Genomic DNA, 26,031 nt, shown 5'->3' with positions numbered 1-26,031 from the left:
CGGCGCGGGCGAGCGTCTAGCGCTGCAGCCCCGTCGGCGCGACCAGCGGCACTTCGACCAGGCGGTTGCGCGAGCGGCCCATCATCTCCTCGCGCTCGTCCTCGGTCAGGCCTCCCCAGACGCCGTACGGCTCGCGGACCGCCAGCGCGTGCGCCGCGCACTCCGTCCGCACCGGGCAGCGCATGCAGACCTCCTTGGCGCTGGCCTCGCGCGAACTGCGCGCGGCTCCCCGCTCGCCCTCGGGGTGGAAGAAGAGCGAGCTGTCCACGCCGCGGCACGCCGCGGAGAGCTGCCAGTCCCAGAGATCGGCGTTGGGGCCCGGGAGGCGGGAGAAATCTGCCATGGCTCATTCCCTTCAGAGGCTCGTCGGCCGCGGGCCGGCCGCCAGTGGACTGGGCGGGCACGGCGAGGCTTCGATGCGCTGGTGTGGACACCTGGAAATATGACTTAAGGCAACTCCATGGACAAGTCACCCACAGAGTGGCACAACAGTCAATGACCATACAAAAGCTATAAAAACGGGCAAAGTGGGCAAGGAGTTCGGCGGGCGCAGGCGTGGCAATCGGGTGGCCGACGGGCGCGCGGCGGTCCGTACCGGTGTGCGGGTCGCACGCCCACCGCGCGCGAGCTGCACAAAAGTGCGGCGTGTGCACCGCGATGCGGCCGATCGGTAACGGGTCGGCCACGTACAGTGGTGGAGATGGCCCTGAAGGCCGTAACTCATTCGAGTGACGGTCGTTGGAAGTGCGGAGGCGGTTAGCGGGCGCCGGACGTCGGGAACGATCGCGGGGAAGTTCAGGCGATCGGCACCCCGGGTCCGTCGCCAATCGGCCGTGTCGGAGAGATTCGTACCAGCCAGGAGGCTCAACGTGACGCGGATCAGCTGCGGAGGACGACAGTCATGACTTCCGTTCTCGTTTGCGACGATTCCCCGCTCGCCCGCGAGGCGCTTCGCCGCGCGGTCGCGACCGTACCCGGTGTCGACCGGGTCACCACCGCGACGAACGGGGAGGAGGTCCTCCGCCGCTGGGTGGCCGACCGCTCCGATCTCGTCCTGATGGACGTCCGGATGCCCGGCCTCGGCGGGGTCGAGACCGTCCGGCGGCTGCTGTCCGCCGACCCGGGCGCGCGCATCATCATGCTCACCGTCGCCGAGGACCTCGACGGCGTCGCCCTCGCGGTGGCGGCCGGGGCCCGCGGCTACCTGCACAAGGACGCCTCGCGCGCCGAGCTGCGGGCCACCGTCACCCAGGCCCTCGCCGACCCGACCTGGCGGCTCGCCCCGCGCCGGCTCCGCAGCCCCGACATGGGCGCCGCGCCGACACTGACGGCGCGTGAGATCCAGGTCCTGGAGGGCATGAGCCACGGCCGCAGCAACGCCGAGATCGGCCGCGAGCTGTTCCTCTCCGAGGACACCGTCAAGACCCACGCCCGGCGGCTGTTCAAGAAGCTCGGCGCCTCGGACCGCGCGCACGCCGTGGCCCTCGGTTTCCGGTGGGGCCTGGTCCGCTGACCACCGGCGGTTCCGCCGGCCACGGCGGGCCGCCTGGGATTCCTCCCGCAGGGGCATGTGACGTTGCGGTCCCGAGGTTGCACCATGGAGTGGTGGAGCACCTCGGGGACCAGCGGACAGGCGCTGCGGCGAACCACGCAGCCGCAGGACACTCGGCGGACGGCGCGACGGACGGGACCACGACCGACAGCGACGGGGCGGGAGGCGGCACGGTGCAGGAGGGGCCGGTGGTGCGCGGTGGCGCCGCACCGCATAACGTTCCGGTGCACAACTCCGGACGCGGTGCCGCGTTTTCCCGCTCGACCAGGCACCATGGACCGATGCGTGACGACGTTGCCGGTACTCCCGGCGAGGCCGACCCGGTGGAGGCCGAGCCCTCCGGCCCGGGTCACGATCCGTCGTACGCGGAATCCGGCGACGGCGGGCCCGAGCACGACGGCCACGACGTCGGTGCGGAAGCGGCCCCCGGACGCGGGAGCGGCCCCGGCCGGGCCCCGGTGCTCGGCACCGGCGGATCCCCGCTGGTCGGCGAGCTGGTCGCGGCGGCCGTGCGCGGCGAGGGCCCCGCGATCGACGCACTGCTCGCCTACGTCCACCCGCTGGCACTGCGCTACTGCCGCGGCCGGCTCGTCCGGCTGCCCGGCGGCGCCCGGCACCACGTGGACGACGTGGCCCAGGAGGTCTGCGTGGCGGTGCTCTGCGCACTGCCGCGCTACCGGGACCAGGGCCGGCCGTTCGAGGCCTTCGTCTACGGCATCGCCGCCCACAAGATCGCCGACCTGCAGCGCGCCGCGATGCGGGGCCCCGGGTCGACGGTGATCCCCCCGGACGACCTGCCCGAGGTGCCGGACGAGGCACTCGGCCCGGAGGAGCGGGCGCTGCTCAGCAGCGACGCGGCCTGGGCCAAGGAACTGCTCTCCAACCTGCCGGCCCGTCAGCGCGAGCTGGTGCTGCTGCGGGTGGCCGCGGGGCTGTCGGCGGAGGAGACCGGCGAGGTGCTGGGGATGTCGCCCGGCGCCGTGCGGGTCGCCCAGCACCGTGCGCTCAGCCGCCTGCGGGCGCTCGCGGAGGAGTCCTCCTAGGGTCGTCCGCGGTCCGGCCGTCCGGCCGGAATGAGCCGTGACGGCCGGGTGTTGTCAAGGGCACACGAGGACGCATTCGCGGTGCCAGTACGATGGGGTATCGGCGCCTGGGCGGGTTGCCAAAGTTTCGTGGGTGCGAGCGGAGTTTCCCTGGAGGTTCCTCCAATGGCACCGAGCTTTCGGCGGCCTGAGCGAGTGAGCGACGACAGCGCCCCCATCCTCAGGGCGCGAGCGGAATAGGCCGGCCACGGAAGGTACCCCCAAATGTCCTACAACGCCGCAGGCGTACCCGAGAAGTTCGCGATGCTCGGGCTCACGTACGACGACGTGCTGCTGCTGCCCGGGGCCTCCGAGGTGCTGCCGAACGAGGTCGACACCTCCTCCCGGGTCTCCCGGAACGTCCGGGTGAACATCCCGCTGCTCTCCGCGGCGATGGACAAGGTCACCGAGGCGCGGATGGCCATCGCGATGGCCCGCCAGGGCGGCGTCGGCGTGCTGCACCGCAACCTGTCCGTCGAGGACCAGGCGAACCAGGTCGACCTGGTGAAGCGTTCCGAGTCCGGCATGGTCACCGACCCGATCACGGTCGGCCCGGAGACCACGCTCGCCGAGGCCGACGCGCTCTGTGCCAAGTTCCGGATCAGCGGTGTGCCGATCGCGGACGAGGCGGGCAAGCTGCTCGGCATCGTCACCAACCGCGACATGGCCTTCGAGTCGGACCGCAGCCGCCAGGTCCGCGAGATCATGACCCCGATGCCGCTGATCACCGGCAAGGTCGGCATCTCCGGCGAGGACGCGATCGGCCTGCTCCGCCGCCACAAGATCGAGAAGCTCCCGCTGGTCGACGACGAGGGCCGGATCAAGGGCCTGATCACCGTCAAGGACTTCGTCAAGGCCGAGAAGTACCCGAACGCCGCCAAGGACGCCGAGGGCCGGCTGCTGGTCGGTGCCGCCGTGGGCGCCAGCGCCGAGGCGTTCGACCGGGCCCAGGCCCTGGTCGAGGCGGGCGTCGACTTCCTCGTCGTGGACACCTCGCACGGTCACAGCCACAACGCGCTGGCCTGGATCGCCAAGATCAAGGCGGCCGTCGGCGTCGACGTGGTCGGCGGCAACGTCGCCACCCGCGACGGTGCCCAGGCGCTGATCGACGCCGGCGTGGACGGCGTCAAGGTCGGCGTCGGCCCCGGCTCCATCTGCACCACCCGGGTCGTCGCCGGCATCGGCGTCCCGCAGGTCACCGCGATCTACGAGGCCGCGCTCGCCTGTCAGGCGGCCGGCGTGCCGGTCATCGGCGACGGCGGCCTGCAGTACTCCGGCGACATCGGCAAGGCGCTCGCCGCCGGTGCCGACACCGTGATGCTGGGCTCGCTGCTGGCCGGCTGCGAGGAGTCGCCCGGCGAGCTGCTGTTCATCAACGGCAAGCAGTTCAAGTCCTACCGCGGCATGGGTTCGCTGGGTGCGATGCAGACCCGCGGGCAGGCGAAGTCCTTCTCCAAGGACCGGTACTTCCAGGGCGAGGTCACCTCGGACGAGAAGCTGATCGCCGAGGGCATCGAGGGCCAGGTGCCCTACCGCGGCCCGCTCTCCGCCGTGCTGTACCAGCTGGTCGGCGGCCTGCGGCAGACCATGGGCTACGTCGGGGCCGCCACCGTGGCCGAGATGGAGAGCAAGGGCCGGTTCGTCCGGATCACCTCGGCGGGCCTCAAGGAGAGCCACCCGCACGACATCCAGATGACCGTCGAGGCGCCGAACTACACCAGCCGCTGACGGCCGTACCACCCCGAGGGGCCCGCCACCGCGAGGTGGCGGGCCCCTCGGTCCGTTCCCGGGCCCGGCCACGGGCCCCGGCGGGGCCGTCCGCAGGCCGGGCCGTCGGGGCGCGGGCCCGGAGCGGTGCGGGATACTGGGGGCGGCCGGGGTGACCCGGCGGGTACGAGCAACAAACCAGAAGGGCTCGAAGTGACTGAGATCGAGATCGGGCGAGGCAAGCGCGGCCGCCGGGCATACGCATTCGACGACATCGCCGTCGTCCCCAGCCGTCGTACGCGTGACCCGAAGGAGGTCTCGATCGCCTGGCAGATCGACGCCTACCGCTTCGACCTGCCGTTCCTGGCCGCTCCGATGGACAGCGTGGTCTCCCCCCAGCAGGCCATCGCGATCGGCCGGCTCGGCGGTCTCGGCGTGCTCAACCTGGAAGGCCTCTGGACCCGCTACGAGGACCCGCAGCCGCTGCTGGACGAGATCGCCTCGCTCACCGACGAGGCCGCCGCCACCCGCCGGCTGCAGGAGCTCTACTCCGCGCCGATCCGGGCCGAGCTGATCAAGCAGCGGATCCAGGAGGTGCGCGACTCCGGTGTGGTCACCGCCGCCGCCCTCTCCCCGCAGCGCACCGCCGAGTTCTCCAAGGCCGTCGTGGACGCCGGCGTCGACGTCTTCGTGATCCGCGGCACCACCGTGTCGGCCGAGCACGTCTCCAGCGGCGCCGAGCCGCTCAACCTCAAGCAGTTCATCTACGAGCTGGACGTCCCGGTGATCGTCGGCGGCTGCGCGACCTACACCGCCGCGCTGCACCTGATGCGCACCGGTGCGGCCGGCGTGCTGGTCGGCTTCGGCGGCGGCGCCGCCCACACCACCCGCAACGTCCTCGGCATCCAGGTGCCGATGGCCACCGCCGTCGCCGACGTGGCCGCCGCCCGCCGCGACTACATGGACGAGTCCGGCGGCCGCTACGTGCACGTGATCGCGGACGGCGGTGTCGGCTACAGCGGCGACATCCCGAAGGCCGTCGCCTGCGGCGCCGACGCGGTGATGATCGGTGCCGCACTGGCCCGCGCCACCGACGCGCCCGGCAAGGGCTTCCACTGGGGCATGGAGGCCGTCCACGAGGAGCTGCCGCGCGGCAAGCGGGTGGACCTCGGCACCGTCGGCACCACCGAGGAGATCCTCACCGGCCCGTCGCACACCCCCGACGGCACCATGAACCTGTTCGGCGCGCTGCGCCGCGCGATGGCCACCACCGGCTACACGGAGCTCAAGGAGTTCCAGCGCGTCGAGGTGACCGTCAACCCGGCGCTGCACCACCGCTGAGCCGCCGCGCCCAGTGCTGCTCGCGCTCCCGAGCCCCCGCCGGTCCCGGCGGGGGCTCGGCCCGTTCCGCCGCCCGGGCCCGTCCGGCGCTGCTCGCTGGGGGAAGGGCCGGACGCGCCCTACTGCGGTGCGGCCGTGCGGCGGGTGAGCAGGAAGCCACCGATCAGCGCGATGCCGTAGAAGACGTAGTCCAGCAGGCGCCGGTCGGCGCGCCAGAGCGGCAGGGCGTCGCCGACCAGCTCGGCGTACGCGGTACCGGCCTGGTGGTGCAGACGCAGCGTCTGGCCGAGCAACTGGCCGAGGAAGAGCGCGCCGGCCGCCAGCAGCGCGCCCAGCGGGGGCAGCAGCAGGCCACGGCCGCCGAGCCGGCCGAGCGGCCAGGCGACGGCGGCGGCCAGCGCGATGGCCAGCCAGCCGATGGTGCCGCCGACCCGTGCCACGGCGGCGCCGTACGCGAGCGCGCCGGCCAGCATCGCGACGACGGCGGTCGCCACGGCCAGGCCGGTCCGGCGCCGGCGGCGGTGCCGGCGGACCGGCTCCTCGGCGGGCTCCGGAAGGAATCCGGCCACCGGCGCACCGGGCATGCCGGGGGCGACGTAGCCCTCCGGCACGTCCGCTGCGGCCGCCAACGAGAAGTGCTGCGCCGTTCGCGGCTGTCCGGACTGGCCGTCAGTGCCCGGCTCGGATGCGGTCATGGGCGTCGGATCCCCCCGGAAAGACTGTGAGCGGCCGAACGTTAGCAGCGTGCCGGGCCGGCCGGACAGAGTTTTCGATCACAGATCGGGCACGGAGCGCCGGGTCCGGCCGGGTCCGGTCGCCGGGTGGCCGGGGGCCGGGTGGTCGCGGGCCCCCGGGACAGGGGATGATGGAGGCTTGGAGTTCTGGCCCGGCGTCGGGCCGACCCGCCGTCACCTCGACCGGCCAGCACCACATGGGGGAACGTTCCGAATGACCCAGGCGCAGGGTTCCACCGGCCGCCTCCTGGCCGGACGCTACCGGCTGGAGGCGGTGCTCGGTCGCGGCGGCATGGGCACCGTCTGGCGCGCCGAGGACGAGATGTTGGGCCGGATCGTCGCGGTCAAGGAACTGCGGATGAACGGCAGCGTCGACGAGGATGAGAAGCACCGGCTGATCGTCCGGACGCTGCGCGAGGCCAAGGCGACGGCGCGGATCCGGCACAGCTCGGCCGTCACCGTCTACGACGTGGTCGAGGAGGACGACCGGCCCTGGATCGTCATGGAGCTGGTCGAGTCCCGGTCGCTGGCCGACGTGATCAAGGAGGACGGCCCGCTGGCCCCCGGCCGGGCCGCCGAGATCGCGCTCGACGTGCTGGGCGTGCTCACCGCCGCGCACGCGCACGGCATCCTGCACCGCGACGTGAAGCCGTCCAACGTGCTGATCGGCGAGGACGGCCGGGTGGTGCTCACCGACTTCGGCATAGCCAGCGTCGAGGGCGACCCCTCGGTGACCTCGACCGGGATGCTGGTCGGCGCGCCCTCGTACATCTCCCCGGAGCGGGCCCGCGGGCAGAAGCCCGGCCCGCCGGCCGACCTCTGGTCGCTGGGCGGCACGCTGTACGCGATGGTCGAGTGCCGGCCGCCGTACGACCGGGGATCGGCACTGGCCACCCTGACGGCGGTGATGACCGAGGAGCTCGGCCCGCCGCTGAACGCCGGCCCGCTGCGGCCGGTGATCGAGGGGCTGCTGGCGAAGGACCCGGCCGAGCGGCTGGACGCCTCGCAGACCCGGTCGATGCTGAAGCGGGTGGTGGCGGAGTCCACCGCGCGGGCGGAGTCGACCACCGAGCACGCGATGCCGGTGAAGCCGGCGGCGGCCGGAGCGGCCCCCGCGGCCGCGACCGCGACCGGGGCGGCCACCGCGGCCGGGAGCACGGACGGGGCGAGGACGGCGGACGAGGCCGCGGACGCTCCCGCGAAGCCGGCCGCGAAGCGGACGATCGGCGGGCTGCTCGGCACCGTCCGGGTCGGCAGCCGGGCTGCGGCCGGCGAGGACGCGGCGGGCTCTGCCGGCGCGGTGCCGGCGGCCGCGGACGGGGCCGGTACGCCCGCCACGCCCGCGAGCGAGTCGATCCGGCCGGTGACCAGCGAGTGGACCCTCGGCGCGACCCAGGCGGCCGGCGCGAACCCGCGGACGGGTCGGCGGCGGCTGGCCGTGGCCACCGTGGTGGTGGTCCTGGCGCTGATCGCCGGGGTGGTCGCGCTGGTGCAGGCCCTCGGCGGCGCCGACGACCGGCAGACCGGCGGCGCGGGCGCCACCTCCTCCGTGGCGGTCACCGCCACCTCCGCGGACGGGTCGGCCGGCACCGCGCCGCCGGCACCGGCAGCCACTGCGGCGGGCACCGCGGCCGGTCCTGCTACGGGTACTCCGGCGGGCCCGGCGGCGGGGAGCACCCCCGCGGCGACGCCCGCGGGCACCGGTGCAGCCCCCGCCGTGCCCCCGGCCCCGGCCACTGCGCCGGCCACCACCCCGGCCCCGGCCACGGTGCCCGGCCCGGCCCTGCCCGCCGGGTTCCACGAGTACAAGGACCCGTCCGGCTTCTCGATCGCACTGCCGGACTGGCTCCAGCCGGCCGGCTCGGACCCGACCCGCCGCACCTTCAAGGGCAACGGCAGCACCCTGCGGATCGAGTGGACCACCACGCCGGGCGCGAGCGCCGTCGCCGACTGGCAGGAGTCCGAGCCCGCGCTGCGCGGTCAGGTCTCCGGCTACCAGCGGGTGCAGCTGCAGGCCGTCGCCTACCGCGAGTGGACCAACGCCGCCGACTGGGAGTGGACCAACGGCACCCCGCGGATGCACTCGCTGAACCGGGGTTTCGTCACCGGCACGCCCGCCAAGTACGGCTACGCGATCTACTGGACCACCCCGGACGCCGACTGGGGCGCCCCGGCGGACATCCAGGCCCGCCAGGTCGCCTTCGACACCTTCCAGCCCGCGCCCTAGGGGCCCGTGGGGCCCGTGGGGCCTCAGGGCCCCGGCGGGCCCGGGCGGCGGCGCGGCTCAGCCGATCAGGCGCTGCTTGGCGCGGCCGAACTCCTCGTCGGTGAGCGCGCCGGCGGCGTGCAGGGTGGCGAGCCGCTCCAGCTGGTCCAGCAGCTCGGCGCCCGAGGAGGGCGCGGGGGCCGGTGCGCCCGGTACGGCCGCCGGGGCCTTCCGCTCGGCCTCGCGGGCCAGCCGGGCGGCGGCGCGGAGCTGCTCGGCGAACACCTCGGCCTTGACCACGTCCTCGAACCGGTGCGAGCCGGTGAGCGCGACCACCAGCAGCACCTCCCCGTTCAGCCTGGTCCTGGTCACGGTGGCGTCGGTGACCGCGGTCAGCGGAACCGGGAGGGGCGGTTTCCCGTCCTTGAGGAAGAGCAGCCGGTGGGTGGTGAGGACCAGCACTCCCTTGCGGAAGTGGTCGGGGTGGCGACCGGCCGTGGAGGCGACCGGCCGCTCGCCGGGTGCGACGTTCGCCTCGACCGTGCGCAGGGCCGCGGCCCGGGTGTCACCGTTGCTGTTGCCGGCCATGTCGAAGGCCGTGTCGATGAGATCGGTCCAGTCCATGGGGCCGAGCGTAGTGCCGCGGCCGCCGGGGCCGGCCGGCAAAGTCCCGCCGCCGGGCCGTCGGCGGGCGGCCGGGACTCCGCCCGCAGGGCCTAGGCTGGGGCGCGAGCGAGAGGAACACCCATGCGAGCGGGTCCGGGTCAGGTACTGGCGGGGCGTTACCGGCTGACGGACCATCCGGAGGTGCTGCGCGCCGCCGCCGTCGACGAGCGGACGGGTGCCGGCGTCGGGCTGCGCGGCCTGGAGCTACCGGCCCTGCTGGCGAGTGGTCACGACCCCGACGATCCGGTGCCCGAGCAGGGCGAGCGGATGGTCCGCCGGGTGGCCGCCGCCGGCTCGGCGGCGCCCGCGCACCAGAGGCTGCTGCAGGGGGTCGGGGCGTTCGTCGAGGGCGATCTGTTCTGGACCGCGGAGGAACGGCCGGCCGGGGTCCTGCTGGCCGACCTGGCCGTCGCCGGGCCGGTGCCGCCTTACCGGGCCGCCGAGTTGGCGGCCGATCTGGCCGGCGCGCTGCGGGCGCTGCACGAGGCCGGGATCGCGCACGGCAACCTGACCGCCGATTCGGTGCTGGTCTGCGAGGACGGCGCGGCGATGCTGGGCGGGCTGCTCGCCGGGGTGGCCGAGGAGGCGCTGGCCGAGGAGCTGGGCGGGCCCGGCGGGCGCCGCCGGTACGACGTACGGGCCACCCTGGTCGGCCCGGTGGCGGAGCGCTGGCCGCTGGACGGCGGCCCGGCGGGCGACTGCTGGGCGCTGGGCGTGCTGCTGCAGCGGCTGGTGACCGGCCGCTCGCCGTTCCCGGACCGCGGGGTGCCCGAGCTGGTGACCGCGGTGCGGGACGGCCGGCGGGAGCCGTCCACGGTGTGCGGGCCGCTGGCCCCGCTGGTGGAGCGGCTGTTGCAGCCGGACCCGGCGCTGCGGCCGACCGCGGCGGCGGTCCAGCGGGAGCTTGCGGACCTGCTGGCGGGCGCGCCGGAGCCGGCCGACGAGGAGCGGGCGGCGCGGGCCCTCGCGCTGCGGCCGGAGGGGCCGTTGGTCCCGCTGACCCCGCGTCGGCGCGGCCGCGGGGGGAGGGCCGCGGCGCCGGTCGACGAGGCTTCACCGACGGATTCCGCACCGGGGCCGGACCGCCCGCCGCGGATACCGCCGGCCCTGCTGGGGCCGTTGCTGGTGGGCGGGGTGTTCGTGCTGCTGGTGCTCGCAGTGGTGGCCGTGGTGCTGTTCTCGGGCTGATGTTCGCAGGCTGACGGTGCCTGCCGGTCCCCCGCCGCCTGTCCGGTGGGCGGGGGAGATTACCCGGGTGCGGGCGGTGCGCCTAATGTGTGCCTGGCATCTGTTCGAAAAGTGGTCTGCACCGGGCCCTCCGTCGTGCTGACGGCAGGTGGATGAGGGGGAGCGGTCGCCGATGGGCGTGCAGGACAGGCCGGAGGCGGCCGAGGCGGAGCGGCTGCTGGCCGGACGCTATGAGCTGGGCGACCGGCTGGGCCGGGGCGGTATGGGCACGGTCTGGCGGGCCTGGGACCGGATGCTGAACCGCGAGGTGGCGGTCAAGGAGCTGACCGTCAGCCACCTCCCCGAGGAGGACCTGCAGATCCTGCACGCCCGGATGAAGCGGGAGGCCAGTGCGGCCGCCCGGATCAAGCACCCCGGCGTGATCACCGTGCACGACGTGCTGGAGCAGGACGGCCGGCCGTGGATCGTGATGGAGCTGGTCGACGGCCGTTCGCTGGCCGACGTGATCAGCCAGGACGGCACCCTGCAGCCGCGTGCCGCCGCCGAGGTCGGCAGCCAGGTGCTGGCCGCCCTGCACCGCGGCCACCAGCTGGGCGTCCTGCACCGGGACGTGAAGCCGGCCAACGTCCTGCTGGAGCGCGGCACCGGGCGGGTGGTGCTGCTGGACTTCGGGATCGCGACCTACGAGGGCTCGACCGAGCTGACCCGGCCGGGCGACCTGGTCGGCTCCCCGGACTACCTGGCGCCCGAGCGCGCCCAGGGCGAGCGGCCGGGCCCGGCCTCCGACCTCTGGGGTCTCGGGGCGACGCTGTACGCGGCGGTGGAGGGCGAGTCGCCGTTCCGGCGGACCTCGCCGCTGACCACACTGGCGGCCGTGGTCGGCGATCCGCTGCCCGAGCCGCGCCGGGCCGGGGCGCTGGGGCCGGTGCTGGCCGCGCTGATGGCCAAGGACCCGGCCGACCGGCCGGTCGCGGACGAGGCGGCCCGGATGCTCGCCGAGGTCCAGGCCGGGCACACGATGGGCTTCAAGCCGGTCGCGCCGGTGAAGATGCCGACCCAGGCCGTGCCGGTGGTGGACCGGAACGGGGAGCGGACCGGCGCCGGCCGGAGCCAGGGCGAGGACGGTGCGGGCGGTGCCGTCGGCCCGGAGGGTTCCGAGCCGCCGACCGGGCCGACCGTGCCGCAGCGGGCGGCCACCCCGGCCGTCGCCCCGGACGCACCGGATGCCGCGGACGCCCCGGCCGCCGCGCCGGACGACGTCCGGACGGCGCCCACTGGTCCGGTCGCGCCGGTGGTGCACCCCGTCGCGCCCGCTCGCGGGCCGGCCAGGCGCCGCAACGTGCTGCGGATCGCCGCGGTCGGGCTGACCGTCGCCGTGCTGGCCGCGGGGGCGACCTTCCTCGTCACCCGGCACTCCGGCACCCCGGTCGCCGACCCCGCCCCGACCGCCACCGCCGGGCCGCAGCCCACCGCGTCCGGCGCCCCCAGTACCGCGCCCACCGGTTACCGCTGGGTGGACGACCCGGCGGGCTTCCGCTTCCCGCTGCCGGTGGCCACCCCGGCCTGGCAGCGCAGCACCGACACCGCCAACCAGATCTTCTACAGCCCGGACAACAAGACGCACTACCTCCAGTTCGCCGTCACCGTCGGCCAGTCGGTGAAGCCGCTGGAGCACCTGCGGCAGATGGAGACCACCGTCTCCAAGCTGAAGGAGTACCGCCAGCACAAGCTGACCAGCGTCCTGGTGAACGGCCACGACGCGGCGGTCTGGGAGTTCAGCTACGCGGCCAAGGAGGGGGGCCGGCGGCGCGCGATCGAGGCGGAGTTCATCGACGACGACGGGACGGGCTACGCCATCTACCTGTCCTGTCCGGAGACGGACAAGGACTGGCCGGAGGGGGAGCAGCGGTTCAACGCGGTGCTCAGCCACTTCACCCCGACCCGCTGAGCCCCGGCCCGCTGAGCGCACGCCCGCCGGGCCCCGGCCCGGCAGTTTGTTGTTACCGACGGGTACCGAACCGGCCGCCGAGCGCCTAGGCTGCGCCGTATGACGGACCTCACAGCAGATGCCACGGCCTCCGCGCAGCCCGGTGCAGGCGCCGCGGGCCGCAATCCCGCCGCGCCCGGCGGCGGCCGCACCGTCGCCGCGGCCGTCCCGTCGTCGCTGGTGGCCCGGCTGGCCGGCGGGATCACCGCGACCGGCGAACCCAGCCTGGTGGAGACCGTCGCCCCGCTGACCGGCGAGCGGCTGGCCAGTCTGCCGCAGTCCACCCCGGCCGACGTCGAGGTCGCCTACGAGCTGGCCCGCCGCGCCCAGCCGGCCTGGGCCGCACTGCCGGTGCGCCGGCGGGCCGCCGTCCTGCTGCGCTTCCACGACCTGCTGCTCAAGCGGCAGGACGAGGTGCTCGACCTGATCCAGGCCGAGACCGGGAAGGCCCGGCTGCACGCCTTCGAGGAGGTGCTCGCCGTCGCCATGGCCGCCCGGCACTACGGGCGCGCCGCGCACGGCTACCTGCGCGACAAGCGGCGCGGGGGTGCGCTGCCGGTGCTCACCCAGGCGGTCGAGGCCCGCCGCCCCAAGGGCGTGATCGGGCACATCTCGCCGTGGAACTACCCGCTGGAGCTCTCCATCGGTGACGCGCTGCCCGCTTTCGTGGCCGGCAACGCCGTGGTCAACAAGCCGGACACGCAGACCGCGCTGACCGCGCTCTGGGCCCGCGAACTGCTGGTCGAGGCGGGGCTCCCGGCCGACCTGTGGCAGGTCGTGGTCGGTGACGGCCCGGTGATCGGCCCGGCCGTCGTCGAGCACGCCGACTACGTCTCGTTCACCGGCTCGACCCGGACCGGCCGCGAGGTGGCCCAGCGGGCCGCCGCCCGCCTGGTCGGCGCCTCGCTCGAACTCGGCGGCAAGAACGCCATGCTGGTGCTCGCCGACGCCGACCTCGACCGGGCCGCCGAGGGTGCGGTGCGGGCGTGCTTCTCCTCGGCCGGCCAGCTCTGCATCTCGATCGAGCGGCTGCTGGTGCACCGCGCGGTGGCCGACGAGTTCCTCGCGAAGTTCGCCGAGCGCACCCGCGCGCTGCGGCTCGGCGGCGGCCTCGCCTACGGCGCGGACATGGGCTCGCTGGTCTCCGTCCGGCAGCTGGACGCGACCACCCGGCACGTGGAGGAGGCGGTCAAGGCCGGCGCCACCGTGGTGGCCGGCGGCCGGGCCCGGCCGGACCTCGGCCCGTTCTTCCACGAGCCGACCATCCTGGACGGCGTCACCCCGGACATGGCGGTCTGCGGCGAGGAGACCTTCGGCCCGGTGGTCTCGGTCTACCGCTTCGACACCGAAGACGCGGCGGTGGCGGCCGCCAACTCGACCCCGTACGGCCTCAACTCCAGCGTCTGGACGAAGGACCTGCGGCGCGGCCGGGCGGTGGCGGCCCGGCTGCGCACCGGCACGGTCAACGTCAACGAGGCCTACGGGGCGGCGTACGGCTCGGTGGCCTCGCCGATGGGCGGCATGGGCGAGTCCGGGCTGGGCCGGCGGCACGGCGCCGAGGGGATCCTGCGGTTCACCGAGGCGCAGACCATCGCGACCCAGCGGGTGATGCCGCTCGCGCCCTCCTTCGGGCTGGACGACAAGCAGTTCGCCGCGGTCTTCACCGGGGGCCTGCGGGTGCTGAAGGCACTGCGGTTCAAGTAGGCCGGTCCGGTCTTCGGTTCGTTTCGTTCTGCGAAGGAGCAGTGGCACATGGTGGGGTCCCGCGAGGGCACGGAGTTCGACTACGACGTGGTCGTGATCGGCTCGGGCTTCGGTGGTTCGGTGTCCGCGCTGCGGCTGGCCGAGAAGGGCTACCGGGTTGCCGTGCTGGAGGCCGGCCGGCGCTTCGGGCGCGACGAACTGCCCAGGAACTCCTGGGACCTCGCCAACTACCTGTGGGCGCCCAAGCTCGGCCTGTACGGCATCCAGCGGATCCACCTGCTGGCCAACGTGCTGATCCTGGCGGGCGCGGGGGTCGGCGGCGGTTCGCTGAACTACGCCAACACCCTCTACGTGCCGCCGAAGCCGTTCTTCGAGGACCGCCAGTGGGCGCACATCACCGACTGGCAGGCGGAGCTGGCGCCGTTCTACGACCAGGCGCAGCGGATGCTCGGCGTCCGGCTCAACCCGACCGTCACGCCGTCGGACGTCCACCTCAGGGCGGCCGCCGAGAAGATGGGCGTCGGCGACACCTTCCACATGGCGCCGGTCGGGGTCTTCTTCGGCGACGGCAAGGACGCGGTGGGCGCCGCGGAGGCGCAGAGCGGCGGAGGCTGCGCCAAGGCGGCTCCCGGCGACGAGATCGCGGACCCGTACTTCGGCGGGGCCGGCCCCGCGCGGCGGGCCTGCGTGGAGTGCGGCGAGTGCATGACCGGCTGCCGGCACGGCGCCAAGAACATGCTCACCGAGAACTACCTCCACCTGGCCGAGGGCCTCGGCGCCGAGATCCACCCGCTCACCACGGTGGCCCGGATCCGGGAGTTCACCGCGGCCGACGGGGCGCCGGGCTACAAGGTGGATGTCCGGCGGACGGACGCCCGCTCCACCTCCGACCCGGTGAAGGCGGGCGCGCGGACCCTCACCGCGGCCCGGGTGGTGGTCGCGGCCGGCACGTACGGCACGCAGGCGCTGCTGCACCGGATGCGCGACGGCGGCCACCTGCCGCGGATCTCCGGCCGGCTCGGCGAGCTGACCCGGACCAACTCGGAGGCGCTGGTCGGCGCGCAGACCACCGACCGGCGGTACGGGGCGCGGGCGGACTTCACCAAGGGCGTCGCGATCACCTCGTCGATCCACCCGGACGCGAACACCCACATCGAGCCGGTCCGCTACGGCAAGGGCTCCAACGCGATGGGGGCGCTGTCGATCGCGCAGGTGAAGGGCGGCGGCAAGGGTCCGCGCTGGCTGCGCTACCTGGGGACGTCGGTGCGGCACCCGGTGACCTTCGCGCGTTCGATGAACCAGCGCCGGTGGTCCGAGAAGACGATCATCGGCCTGGTGATGCAGTCGCTGGACAACTCGATCACCGTCTCGCTGAAGCAGAAGGGCTTCGGCAAGGGCCAGCTCACCTCCAGCCAGGGCCACGGCGCGCCCAACCCGACCTGGATCCCGGCGGCCGAGGAGGGTGCCCGGGTGCTGGCCGACGAGATCAACGGCTTCGCGGGCAGCACCGTCGGCGAGATCTTCGACATCCCGATGACCGCGCACTTCCTCGGTGGCTGCCCGATCGGCGACTCCGCCGAGACCGGTGTGGTCGACCCGTACCACCGCCTCTACGGCCACCCCGGGATCAGCGTGGTGGACGGCTCGGCCGTCTCCGCCAACCTCGGGGTGAACCCCTCGCTGACGATCACCGCGCAGGCCGAGCGGGCCCTGTCGATGTGGCCCAACAAGGGCGAGCAGGACGGGCGCCCGGCCCCGGGCGAGCCGTACCGCCGGGTCGGGGCGGTCGCGCCGGTCCGGCCGGCGGTGCCCGCGGAGGCCTTCGGTGCGCTGCGGCTGCCGCTGCTGGCCGTCCCCGAGGTGCCGAAGAAGCGTGGTTCGCAGGCCTCCTGATCCGCTGCCGGGGCCAACGGGCGCTGCGCCGTGGCCGGTTGACAGCCGTCCGGGCCCGGTGGGATAAACGGGCTCCCTGGGGGACCAGGGGCTTGTTCTCACGGGGGGATCACGGTCCATGGCCATCTGCGCAGTCTGCGGCGCGGCTTCGGCGGACGGGGCGCTCGGCTGCGCCTCCTGCGGGCGGCCGCCGGTGCCGCCACCGCCGTCCGGAGCGCCGTCCGTCCCGCCGGTGCCGCCCGCGGCGCCGCAGGCCGGGCCGGCCCACCCGCCGCCGGCGGTCCCGGCGCCGCCCGTCGCCCCTCCGATGGCGACGCCCACCGCGCTGCCCGCGGTGGGGAGTTGGGGCGCCGGCCGACCGTACGATCCGGCCGCCGGGCAGCCCGCCGCGCTCCGCCGGCTGACCGGCCAGGACTGGCGGCCGGCGCTCAGGGTGGCCGTCGCACCGACCGCGGTACTGCTGCTCGCGGCGTTGATCGCGGCCGTCCCCGACGGCTACGACCTCCCCTTCGCGGACTCGCCCGGGTTCGGCGACCGCTTCGGCAGCGCCGTGGCGATGGCTCTGGCCGCCCTCGGCGCGCCGTTCCGGCTGGGCCTCACCGGCCGGCTGTTCGGTCCGGGCGGCACGGACTTCCAGGTGCGGGCGGTGCCGATGACGGTCACCGTGCTGTGGCTGCTCGCGCTCTGGCTCGGCCTGCGCTCCGGCAGCCGGCTCCGGCAGGCCCGGACGGGCGCGCAGACGACCAGGGCGCAGGCGGCCGGCGAGGCCGCCCGCACCGCCGTGGTGCTGGCGGCCGTGACCCTGGTGACCGGGCTGCTCGGCGGGGCCGACTGGAGCCCGGCGGCGGACGGCCGGGGGGCGGACTGGGCCAGCTACGCGCGCGGCGTCGAGTACAGCTCCGACTCCGGCTGGCTGGAGGCCGTCGGCTGGAGCGCCCTGCTCGGCGGGCTGCTCGCCTTCGCCGTGTACGGGACGGACGCGCTGCGCTGGGCGGCCTGGCGCAACCGCACGGTGCGCGGCTGGGCGGTGGCCGGGCTGGCCGCGGGCCGGGCGGCGGCGGTCTCGGTGGGGCTCGCCGCGCTGGTCGCCCTCCTGCTGATCGCCACGGAGGACGACGGCCTGTCGACCGGCGTCGCGGTGGCCTTCCTGCCGAACCTCGGCCTGATGCTGCTCGGTCTGGGCTCGGGGGCGACCGCCCGGACGTCCTACGGTGCCGGTTACGGCGAGGGCTACGGCGACGGGCCGGACTCCGCGGCCTTCGGCCGGGGTGCGCGGTCCGGTGACGAGTTCTCGCTGTTCGACCTGCACGGCGAGACGGCGGACTGGCGCTGGGCGCTGCTGCTCGCGGTGGTGGCGGCGGCCTACCTCGGCTGGACGGCCCACCGGCGCGGGCTGGACGCGGCCGACCGGATCCGGCTGGCCGTCGTCTCCGCGGTCGGCCTCACCCTGCTGATGGCGGTGGCGGGCCTCCTGGTGACGGGTACCTCGGGCTCCCAGGGCGGCGGGTGGAGCTCGTCGGTGCAGGTCGACCGGACGTTCTCGGTCGGCCTGGTGTTCGGCACCCAGCTGGTGGCCAACGCGGTCTGGGCGGCGATCGGCGCGCTGGCGGTGCCGCCGCTGCTGGCGGCGGTCCTCCGGGTCCGGTCCGGCGGACCGTCCGTGGCGGTGCCGCCGGAGCCCGGGCCGGACGGTTCGGCCGCCTTCGGGGCCGGCGCGCCGGCGCCGGGGGACGCGGCCGCGGCGTCGGTGCCCGCGCAGGGCGCCGGCCCGCTGGTGAGCGACGTGGTGGGCTCGGGCGAGGAGGCGCCGTCGGCCGGGGCCACGCCGTCGCAGGCCGGCGACGGCGCGGCCGCCGATCCGAGCGTCTGGCGCAAGGAGCCGTAGCCGCCCGGGGGCGCGCGCCGAACCGGCCCGCGCCCCTGACCGGATGTGCGGGCCGGGGGCGGCCGGGGCGGGCGCGCGACATGGCCCCCGGCTCGCGAAAAGGCCCCCGGACAGGGCAAAGGGCCCCGCGGGGGAACGGGGCCCTTTGTCGCTCAGCACGCGGCGTCAGGGCTGCGCCGGTGCTGGGGTGACGGCGCCGGGGGAGGAGCGCCGTCCTGTCGGTTGGTTTCTGGGGCCGCGTCGTCGCGGCGCCGGCGGGGTGGGCCGGGCGCGCGGGGCGCACACACACTCCTGGGGCGGTGGGCCGGCACGTCTGTCTGCGTCGAGCCTTCGCTCACGGAGCGTGAGGTGATAATCGTTGCCATCGGGGTCTCGGCGGCACCGGGACGAACCTCCACCGGTGGCCTTCGGCCAGCGGGAGAACCTCTTCCAAGCAGCATCGTGCTGGACGGAGGGCTTGCTCTGCAACCGATTCGGCATGATTCGGCACAGTCCATTTTCGGCCCGGCCGGTCCGCTGCGGTGTCTCCGGAGCCGCCCGACGGCCTTCCGGGCCGTCCGGGCGGGCGGGTTCGATGATCACGGTGCGTAGTGAAGTCGGCCGGAGCGCACGGAGACGCGCGTAGCGGCGCGGGACGGTGAAGGGTGTGCGCCTGGGTCGCGCCGGGGTGCGGCGGCCGGTCCCGGGCGTCCCCGGGGCCGGCCGCCCCACCTCCTTGGTCCAGTCGCGGCCGGGGTCGCTGTCCCCTGCTGGCCGGCCGCTGCACCCGCGCACGGTCCCACGGCGCACCGCTCCCGGCGGAGCCGGGACCGCGGCGGCGCCACGCGCGCCGGTGGACTGGGATGAGCTCCACGCGTGGTCCTGCAAGCCCGTACGGCGGCGCCCCTGGCCGGGGCGGAGGCGGCGCACCTGGTGGGTGCGGCGCGGTCGTACGGTCGTCAGAAGCAACGAACCGGCGGCCCGCACGGTCACGGTCTCCTGGACGGGCAGACGAGTGAAACCGGCCCGCCCGGTAGACTCGACCCCAGACCCCCGCCCGTCGCCCGCCGTCGCCCTCCGGAGGAGCGCTGCGCGCGACACCTTTCGTACCGCTGCCGGAAGGCCGTCTGTGTCCTCTGCTATTCCCGACCAGTCCGCACCCGAGACCGACACCGTCCTGGTCGTCGACTTCGGTGCCCAGTACGCCCAGCTCATCGCCCGTCGGGTGCGTGAGGCCAGGGTCTACAGCGAGATCGTGCCGAGCAGCATGCCGGTCGCCGAGATGCTCGCCAAGAACCCCAAGGCGATCGTCCTCTCCGGCGGCCCCTCGTCGGTCTACGAAGAGGGCGCGCCGCAGCTCGACCGCGCGATCTTCGAGGCCGGCGTGCCGGTCTTCGGCATGTGCTACGGCTTCCAGCTGATGGCCAAGACGCTCGGCGGCACCGTCGACAACACCGGCTCGCGCGAGTACGGCCGCACCCCGCTGACCGTCTCGCGGAGCGGCTCCACCCTGTTCGAGGGCGTCCCGGCGCAGCACTCGGTCTGGATGTCGCACGGCGACGCCTGCTCGGCGGCCCCCGAGGGCTTCACCGTCACCGCGTCCACCGACGTGGTGCCGGTCGCGGCCTTCGAGAACGACGAGGCCCGGCTCTACGGCGTCCAGTACCACCCCGAGGTGCTGCACTCCGACCACGGCCAGCAGATCCTGGAGCACTTCCTCTACCGCGGTGCCGGCCTGGCGCCGACCTGGACCACCGGCAACGTGGTGGACGAGCAGGTCGCGCTGATCCGCGCCCAGGTCGGCGACAAGCGCGCCATCTGCGGCCTCTCCGGCGGCGTGGACTCCGCGGTCGCGGCCGCCCTGGTCAACAAGGCCATCGGCGAGAAGCTGACCTGCGTCTACGTCGACCACGGTCTGATGCGCAAGGGCGAGACCGAGCAGGTCGAGAAGGACTTCGTCGCGGCCACCGGCGTCCAGCTGAAGGTCGTCGACGCGCAGGAGCGCTTCCTGGAGGCGCTCAAGGGGGTCAGTGACCCCGAGGAGAAGCGCAAGATCATCGGCCGGGAGTTCATCCGGGTCTTCGAGCAGGCGCAGGCCGAGATCGTGGCCGAGGCCGGCGAGCACGGCGAGTCGGTGGACTTCCTCGTCCAGGGCACCCTGTACCCGGACGTCGTGGAGTCCGGCGGCGGCACCGGTACCGCCAACATCAAGTCGCACCACAACGTCGGCGGCCTGCCGGAGGACCTCCAGTTCCAGCTGGTGGAGCCGCTGCGCAAGCTGTTCAAGGACGAGGTCCGGATGGTCGGCCAGGAGCTCGGCCTGCCGGAGGAGATCGTCCAGCGCCAGCCCTTCCCGGGCCCGGGCCTGGGCATCCGGATCGTCGGCGAGGTCACCCGGGAGCGCCTGGACCTGCTGCGCGAGGCCGACGCCATCGCCCGCGAGGAGCTGACCGCGGCCGGTCTCGACCGGGAGATCTGGCAGTGCCCGGTCGTGCTGCTCGCGGACGTCCGCAGTGTCGGCGTCCAGGGCGACGGCCGCACCTACGGTCACCCGATCGTGCTGCGTCCGGTGTCCTCCGAGGACGCCATGACGGCCGACTGGTCGCGCCTGCCGTACGAGGTGCTGGCGAAGATCTCCACCCGGATCACCAACGAGGTCCGCGACGTCAACCGCGTCGTCCTGGACTGCACCAGCAAGCCGCCGGGCACCATCGAGTGGGAGTGACCGCTCCCGGCCGGCGGCGAGCCGACCGGTAGTGAACGGCCGCGCCGTCGTTTCCGTACACAAGGGAAACGACGGCGCGGCCGTTCGCGGTGCACCGGGCGCCCACCGGGTGGGGTCTCCCACCGAAAGCGCTCACAACCGTGCAGAATGCGGACCGGACCTGTCAGGCGGTGGCAGGCCGCGAGGGAAGGTGTGAGGGATGACGGAGGTCAGCAGTCCCGTGGAGGCGAGCGACCCCGTGGAGGCCGGCGGCCCGCTGCCCGGCGGCGGCCCGGTGGCGACCGGTACGGGCGCGGACGGCGCGGCAGGCCGGGCGGCCCGGTGGCGGGCGGTGGCCTCGCGCTACGCGCTGCTGCCGCTGCGGATCTTCCTCGGCGTCACCTTCGTCTACGCGGCGCTCGACAAGCTCGCCGACGCGCACTACCTGGCCGGCGCCGGGGACCCTGCCTCGTTCGTGTCGCAGACCCAGGCCGCCAAGGGCTCCAGCCCGATCTCCTTCCTGCTCGGCGCCGCCCTCGACGCGCCGACCCTGTTCGCGCTCGCCATCGCCTTCGGTGAGCTGGCGGTCGGCCTGGGCACCCTGTTCGGCCTCTGGGGCCGGGTCGCGGCCCTCGGCGGCGCGCTGATCAACCTGAGCCTCTGGCTGACGGTCAGCTGGAACGTCTCGCCGTACTACCTCGGCAACGACCTGGCCTACCTGATGGCCTGGACCCCGCTGCTGCTGGCCGGCACCCCGTACCTCTCGCTGGACGGCTACCTGGCCCGGCGGGCCGCCCGGGACCGCACGCGCGGGCTGCGCGAGGACCACGTCCGCCGCCGGTCGCTGGTGGACGGCGGGATCGCGGCCGTCGCGATCGGCGGTGCGGGGCTGCTCACCGGCTCGCTGACCGCCACCTTCGGCCGGGACAAGAAGGCCGTCGGCCCGGCCGCCGCCCCGGCCCCCGGCGCGAAGACGCCCGCCGGGCCGCCCGTCTCGGTGGCCGCGGCGAGCGTCCCGGTCGGCGGCTCGGCCCAGGTCAAGGACCCGGCCACCGGCGACGCGGTGTTCATCGTCCAGCCCAAGGCCGGCCAGTACTGCGCCTTCTCCGCCGTCTGCACGCACTCCGGCTGCGCCGTCGACGCCCCGAAGAACGGTCAGCTGTACTGCCCGTGCCACGGCTCGCGGTTCGACGCGGCCACCGGCGCCGTGGTCAACGGCCCGGCCACCAAGCCGCTGCCCAAGTACGGCGTCACCAAGGCCGGCGACCAGCTGAACCTCGGGCCGCTGCAGGGCTGAGCCCGGGGCCGGGGCGGTCAGTCGCCGGCGCCGCCGCGGCCGCGCCTGGTCACCGCCGCGACGGCGCCGGCCAGGCCGCCGAGCCCCAGCACGATGAAGGTCACCGGTATCACGATCCGGCCGTTCACCGAGATGTCGTTCACCGCCGCCACCAGGTAGAGCACCGCGATCACGGTGAACAGGCCGCCCGCGATCAGCGAGAAGAGATCGAGCTGGTGCTTCCTCACGACTGGACCACCTTGATGCTGCCGAGCCCGACCGTCAGCTTCAGGTCGAGCGTGCCCTTGGATGTCTGACCGTTCGACGGCCGGTACTGGTAGGTGCGGACGACGTTCTCGCTGCCGACCGGCTCGCCCGGGGCCTGGACGTCGCCGAGCAGCACCCGGGTGGTCAGGTTCACCGTGACGTCCGGCGGCAGGGTGACCGTCAGGTCGCCGGCGCCGAGCTCCACGCTCGTCGCCAGGGTGGCGCCCGCCGGGTCCAGGCCACCGAGGTCCAGCCGGATCTCGCCGGCGCCGAGGACGTAGCTGTGCTCCAGCCCGGCGGCCGAGGTGACCGTCCAGCTGCGCTCGCCGGCCGCGTTCTGCATGGAGGTCGGCGAGTGGCCGACGAAGGCGAGCGCCAGGGTGAGCAGCAGCCCGGGCACGACCAGTTTCCGGGCCCGGCCGAACTTCGCGCCGACGAGCAGCGTCAGGCCGATCACCAGCAGGCCGCTCGCCAGCACGCCGGCGCTCACCACGGTGGGGCTCCCGTGCCCCTTCGAGGCCGCCCAGACCGCGCTGGCCGCCCCCACCGCCAGCAGCAGCCCGATCAGGCCGAGCGGCGAGTGCTCGCGCCGGCGGTGCACCGTCACCCGCGGGGGCGGGACGGCCGGGCCGCCCTTGCGCAGCGGGTCGCCCTCCGGCAGGTCGGTGCGCTGCCACCACGGCCGCACCGGGGCGCCGGCCGGGCTGCCGGGAGCCCCCGTGGGGGTGCCCTGGGGGGCGGAGCCGGCCTCGCCGTACGGGTTGCGCTCGGGGTGGCGCGGGTCCCAGAGGTAGCCGCTCGGGCCGGCGTGCGGGGTGTCGGCCGGCACCGTGCCGGCCTCCCGCTCCCGGGCGTGCCGCTCGCGGGCGGCCTCGTCCTCCTCGGGCCGCGGCCACGTGTAGGTGGTACCGGTCGGGCCTTGGCCGGGGAAGTGCCGGTCGTACGGGCCGTGGTGGCGGTGTTCCCGGTCGCGCCGGCGCCCGGTCCGGCGGTCGTGGCGGCGCTCGGGGTCGTAGCGGACGGCCAGGAAGACCAGGGCGCCGAGCAGCATCAGCGGGAAGAGCTGGTCGCCGTCGCCCATCGAGGAGAAGAAGACGCCGGTGCCGATCACGGTCAGCAGCACCGCGCCGACCGACTGGCCGTCCACCCGGCCGGTGAGCACCCGCTGGAGCTCGGTCCGGCCCGGCCGCGTGCCGCCCTTGCCGTCCGCGACCGGCTCGGTCGGCACGACCAGCCAGGCCAGCCCGTAGAGGAAGAGCCCGAGGCCGCCGGAGAGGCAGAGCACCACCGTCACGACCCGGAAGACCACCGGGTCGATGTCCAGGTGCCGGCCCAGGCCGCCGCAGACGCCGGCGACCACGCGGTGGTGCTCGGTCCGGTTCAGCGGGGGGCGGTCCGGCGCGGCCGGGGCGGTCGGCCCGGTCTCCTGGATGCGGTGGTCCTCGGTCATGTCCACCATCCTGGTGGCTCCCGGGCGTCCGCCCAACCGGTCCCGGCCCTGTCCGTACCCTGACTTGTCCCTGAGAACGGGTAGGGACCGACCCTGATGCGTCCGGCCCCGCCCGCGTGGAACCATCGGTGGCGTGGCAGCCCCAGGTACCGACCCCCGTCCGCTCGTCCCCGACGCACCGCCGTCGCCGGGCGCCGATCCGGCCGCCCCCGGCGAGGGCCGGCCGCCGTACCGCCGGCTCTACCGCAGCCCGCAGGGCCGGATGCTGGGCGGGGTCGCGCACGGGCTCGCGGTGCACCTGGGCCTGCCGGTCACCTGGGTCCGGGTCGCCTTCGTCCTGCTGTTCTTCGCGCAGGGGATCGGCGCGCTGCTGTACGCGGCCTTCTGGTTCGTGGTGCCGATCGGCATCGGCGAGCCCGCGCAGCGCGGCGGCGCGCACTGGGTCTACGTCGACGGGGCCTTCGTGCCGGCCGGCTCCTGGCAGGCCTCCGGCGCGTCCGGGGCGGAGCTGAGCAAGGGCCGCCGCGGCCGGATCGGCCGGCTGCGGGAGCTGCTCCAGCACGCCCTCCAGGGCGAGCCGGCCGTGGTGCCGGACACCGTCGAGCCGGGGGCGGCCCGGGCCGCCTCGAAGCGCCAGGGCGGGCTGGGGCAGCTCGCCGCGCTGGTCATGGTCGTCATCGGCCTGATCGCCCTGCTGAACGCGCTCGGCGTGCAGACCGCCCGGCCGTACACCTGGCCGCTGCTGGCGATCGGGGTCGGTGTCGCGCTGGTCTGGCGGCAGGCCGACGACTCGCGCTGGCAGCGCTGGTTCGGCCTGGAGGAGGGCGAGAAGAGGCGCGGCGCCTACACCCGGGTGGGCGGCGGCGTGCTGCTGGTGGTGGCCGGCACCATCGCCTTCCTCGCGATGCAGGGCAGCGGCTCCACGCTCGGCTCGGTGATCGAGGCCTCGCTCGCGGTGCTGGCCGGCGTGCTGGTGCTGGTCGGCCCATACGCGCTGCGGATGTGGCAGGACCTCGGCGCCGAGCGGACCGCCCGCATCCGCGCCCAGGAGCGGGCCGAGATCGCCGCGCACGTGCACGACTCGGTGCTGCACACGCTGACCCTGATCCAGCGCCGGGCCGAGGACCCGAAGGAGGTGCTCCGGCTCGCCCGGGCCCAGGAGCGCGAGCTGCGCCTGTGGCTCTACCGCCCGGAGGCGGCCGCCGAGGCCGCGCCGGACACCATGGCGGAGAGCCTGCGCGCGGTGGTCGCCGAGGTCGAGGACCGCCACGGCGTGCCGGTCGAGGTGGTCGTCGTCGGCGACTGCCCGATGGACGAGCGGATCGCGGCCCAGATGCAGGCCGCGAGGGAGGCGACGGTCAACGCGGCCAAGTACGGTGGCGGGGGACCGGTCCAGGTCTACGCCGAGGTGGAGGGGAGGACGGTGATGGTGTTCGTCCGCGACCACGGCCCCGGCTTCGACCCCGACACGGTGCCCGAGGACCGGATGGGCGTACGCGAGTCGATCCTCGGCCGGATGAAGCGCAACGGCGGCACCGCACGGGTGCGGCCCGCGCCGGACGGCGGCACCGAGGTCGAGCTGGAGATGGAGAGAATCAATGACTGAGGCAGCGCCGACGGGGGCATCGCCGGCCGAGGGCCCGGGGCGGATCGCGCGGGTCGTGCTGGTCGACGACCACCGCATGTTCCGTACGGGCGTCCGGGCCGAGATCGGGCGCACCGAGTCCACCGGCATCGACGTGGTCGGCGAGGCCGACGACGTGGAGTCGGCGGTCCGGGTGGTCGCCGAGACCAGGCCCGACGTCGTCCTCCTCGACGTCCACCTGCCCGGCGGCGGCGGCGTCGAGGTGCTGCGCCGCTCGGCCGGGCTGATGGGGGACGGAGGGGCGGCGCGGGGCGCCTCGGACAAGGGCGGTGGCGGGCGACGGGAGGGCGGGGTGACGTTCCTGGCGCTGTCCGTCTCGGACGCGGCCGAGGACGTGATCGGCGTGATCCGCGGCGGCGCCCGCGGCTACGTCACCAAGACCATCACCGGCACCGACCTGGTCGACGCGATCTTCCGGATCTCCGACGGCGACGCGGTGTTCTCCCCGCGGCTGGCCGGCTTCGTGCTGGACGCCTTCGCGGCCACCGACACCCCGCCGGTGGACGAGGACCTGGACCGGCTGACCCAGCGCGAGCGCGAGGTGCTGCGGCTGATCGCGCGCGGCTACGCGTACAAGGAGATCGCCAAGCAGCTGTTCATCTCGGTGAAGACGGTGGAGAGCCACGTCTCCGCGGTGCTGCGCAAGCTCCAGCTCAGCAACCGGCACGAGCTGACCCGCTGGGCCACCGCCCGCCGGCTGGTCTGACGCCCCGCGCACCCCGCCCGCCCGGCCCGGACCGCTCCGGGCCGGGCGGGCTTGTCAGT

19 protein-coding genes and 1 pseudogene are annotated in these 26,031 nt (G+C 74.8%); 15 read left to right on the top strand and 5 right to left on the bottom strand.

Translation table 11 applies throughout. From position 1 onward, the window contains the following. Window positions 1-16 precede the first annotated feature (16 nt). Window positions 17-343 carry a WhiB family transcriptional regulator gene (locus tag OH807_RS16980; RefSeq protein ID WP_406199452.1) on the bottom strand — a complete coding sequence of 109 codons (327 nt, stop codon included), beginning with the start codon at window positions 341-343 and terminating at the stop codon, window positions 17-19. A gap of 558 nt (window positions 344-901) precedes the next feature. Here OH807_RS16980 and OH807_RS16975 point away from each other — a divergent pair. The 4 genes from OH807_RS16975 (at window position 902) to OH807_RS16960 (ending at window position 5,682) form a co-directional block, all read left to right on the top strand. After that, window positions 902-1,513 (top strand): response regulator transcription factor, encoded by a 612-nt coding sequence (locus tag OH807_RS16975; RefSeq protein WP_014136228.1) that lies wholly within the window; start codon window positions 902-904, stop codon window positions 1,511-1,513. Between the two features lie 362 nt (window positions 1,514-1,875). Continuing rightward, window positions 1,876-2,595: a sigma-70 family RNA polymerase sigma factor gene (locus OH807_RS16970; protein ID WP_406211030.1), complete on the top strand. Its 720-nt coding sequence runs from the start codon at window positions 1,876-1,878 to the stop codon at window positions 2,593-2,595. Window positions 2,596-2,859: 264 nt separating this feature from the next. Continuing rightward, on the top strand, window positions 2,860-4,362 hold the full coding sequence (gene guaB / locus OH807_RS16965; RefSeq protein WP_406199449.1) for an IMP dehydrogenase: 1,503 nt from the start codon (window positions 2,860-2,862) through the stop codon (window positions 4,360-4,362). Window positions 4,363-4,554: 192 nt separating this feature from the next. Next, window positions 4,555-5,682: a GuaB3 family IMP dehydrogenase-related protein gene (locus tag OH807_RS16960; protein WP_406199446.1), complete on the top strand. Its 1,128-nt coding sequence runs from the start codon at window positions 4,555-4,557 to the stop codon at window positions 5,680-5,682. Window positions 5,683-5,801: 119 nt separating this feature from the next. Here OH807_RS16960 and OH807_RS16955 read toward each other — a convergent pair whose 3' ends face one another. Further along, on the bottom strand, window positions 5,802-6,377 hold the full coding sequence (locus tag OH807_RS16955) for a hypothetical protein (protein WP_406199443.1): 576 nt from the start codon (window positions 6,375-6,377) through the stop codon (window positions 5,802-5,804). A gap of 253 nt (window positions 6,378-6,630) precedes the next feature. Between OH807_RS16955 and OH807_RS16950 the strand changes: the two genes are divergently transcribed. Further along, window positions 6,631-8,643 (top strand): serine/threonine-protein kinase, encoded by a 2,013-nt coding sequence (locus tag OH807_RS16950; RefSeq protein ID WP_406199440.1) that lies wholly within the window; start codon window positions 6,631-6,633, stop codon window positions 8,641-8,643. Window positions 8,644-8,700: 57 nt separating this feature from the next. Here the strand turns inward: OH807_RS16950 and OH807_RS16945 are convergent, their stop codons facing one another. Beyond that, complete coding sequence (locus OH807_RS16945) at window positions 8,701-9,246, bottom strand: SHOCT domain-containing protein (RefSeq protein WP_406199437.1); 546 nt, start codon at window positions 9,244-9,246, stop codon at window positions 8,701-8,703. Between the two features lie 123 nt (window positions 9,247-9,369). On the opposite strand from OH807_RS16945, the gene OH807_RS16940 reads away from it, so the two are divergent. The 8 genes and pseudogenes from OH807_RS16940 (at window position 9,370) to OH807_RS16905 (ending at window position 21,925) form a co-directional block, all read left to right on the top strand. Then, entirely contained in the window at window positions 9,370-10,476 is a 1,107-nt protein-coding gene (locus OH807_RS16940) for a protein kinase domain-containing protein (protein WP_406199434.1), read from the top strand. A 172-nt stretch (window positions 10,477-10,648) separates the two neighbouring features. After that, window positions 10,649-12,424: a protein kinase domain-containing protein gene (locus tag OH807_RS16935; RefSeq protein ID WP_406199431.1), complete on the top strand. Its 1,776-nt coding sequence runs from the start codon at window positions 10,649-10,651 to the stop codon at window positions 12,422-12,424. Between the two features lie 99 nt (window positions 12,425-12,523). After that, a complete protein-coding gene (locus OH807_RS16930) occupies window positions 12,524-14,167 on the top strand; it encodes a succinic semialdehyde dehydrogenase (RefSeq protein ID WP_406199428.1) in 1,644 nt (547 codons plus the stop codon). Between the two features lie 48 nt (window positions 14,168-14,215). After that, complete coding sequence (locus OH807_RS16925; RefSeq protein WP_406199426.1) at window positions 14,216-16,060, top strand: FAD-dependent oxidoreductase; 1,845 nt, start codon at window positions 14,216-14,218, stop codon at window positions 16,058-16,060. Between the two features lie 118 nt (window positions 16,061-16,178). Next, the gene (locus OH807_RS16920; protein WP_406199424.1) at window positions 16,179-17,945 is read left to right on the top strand and encodes a hypothetical protein; all 1,767 of its coding nucleotides are present in this window, start codon (window positions 16,179-16,181) and stop codon (window positions 17,943-17,945) included. A gap of 1,108 nt (window positions 17,946-19,053) precedes the next feature. Then, window positions 19,054-20,649: a glutamine-hydrolyzing GMP synthase gene (gene guaA / locus OH807_RS16915; RefSeq protein ID WP_406199422.1), complete on the top strand. Its 1,596-nt coding sequence runs from the start codon at window positions 19,054-19,056 to the stop codon at window positions 20,647-20,649. A 274-nt stretch (window positions 20,650-20,923) separates the two neighbouring features. After that, window positions 20,924-21,433, top strand: a pseudogene (locus OH807_RS16910) (DoxX family protein); the annotation flags it as partial. Window positions 21,434-21,475: 42 nt separating this feature from the next. Next, window positions 21,476-21,925: a ubiquinol-cytochrome c reductase iron-sulfur subunit gene (locus OH807_RS16905; protein WP_406211028.1), complete on the top strand. Its 450-nt coding sequence runs from the start codon at window positions 21,476-21,478 to the stop codon at window positions 21,923-21,925. A 17-nt stretch (window positions 21,926-21,942) separates the two neighbouring features. On the opposite strand, the gene OH807_RS16900 is transcribed toward OH807_RS16905, so the two are convergent. Then, window positions 21,943-22,152 (bottom strand): hypothetical protein, encoded by a 210-nt coding sequence (locus OH807_RS16900; protein ID WP_406199419.1) that lies wholly within the window; start codon window positions 22,150-22,152, stop codon window positions 21,943-21,945. Next, window positions 22,149-23,621, bottom strand: coding sequence for a PspC domain-containing protein (locus OH807_RS16895; RefSeq protein ID WP_406199417.1), 1,473 nt, complete (start codon window positions 23,619-23,621; stop codon window positions 22,149-22,151). The genes OH807_RS16900 and OH807_RS16895 overlap by 4 nt, the downstream gene beginning before the upstream one ends. Before the next feature lie 262 nt (window positions 23,622-23,883). On the opposite strand from OH807_RS16895, the gene OH807_RS16890 reads away from it, so the two are divergent. After that, window positions 23,884-25,227 carry a PspC domain-containing protein gene (locus OH807_RS16890; protein WP_406211027.1) on the top strand — a complete coding sequence of 448 codons (1,344 nt, stop codon included), beginning with the start codon at window positions 23,884-23,886 and terminating at the stop codon, window positions 25,225-25,227. Next, on the top strand, window positions 25,220-25,972 hold the full coding sequence (locus tag OH807_RS16885; RefSeq protein ID WP_406199414.1) for a LuxR C-terminal-related transcriptional regulator: 753 nt from the start codon (window positions 25,220-25,222) through the stop codon (window positions 25,970-25,972). Before OH807_RS16890 ends, OH807_RS16885 begins: the two co-directional genes overlap by 8 nt. Window positions 25,973-26,031: the final 59 nt, after the last annotated feature.

Source organism: Kitasatospora sp. NBC_01560, assembly GCF_045208415.1.
GTDB lineage: Bacteria > Actinomycetota > Actinomycetes > Streptomycetales > Streptomycetaceae > Kitasatospora.
Note: the sequence above shows the minus strand (reverse complement) of the source record. Positions and strands in the feature narration are given on the sequence as shown.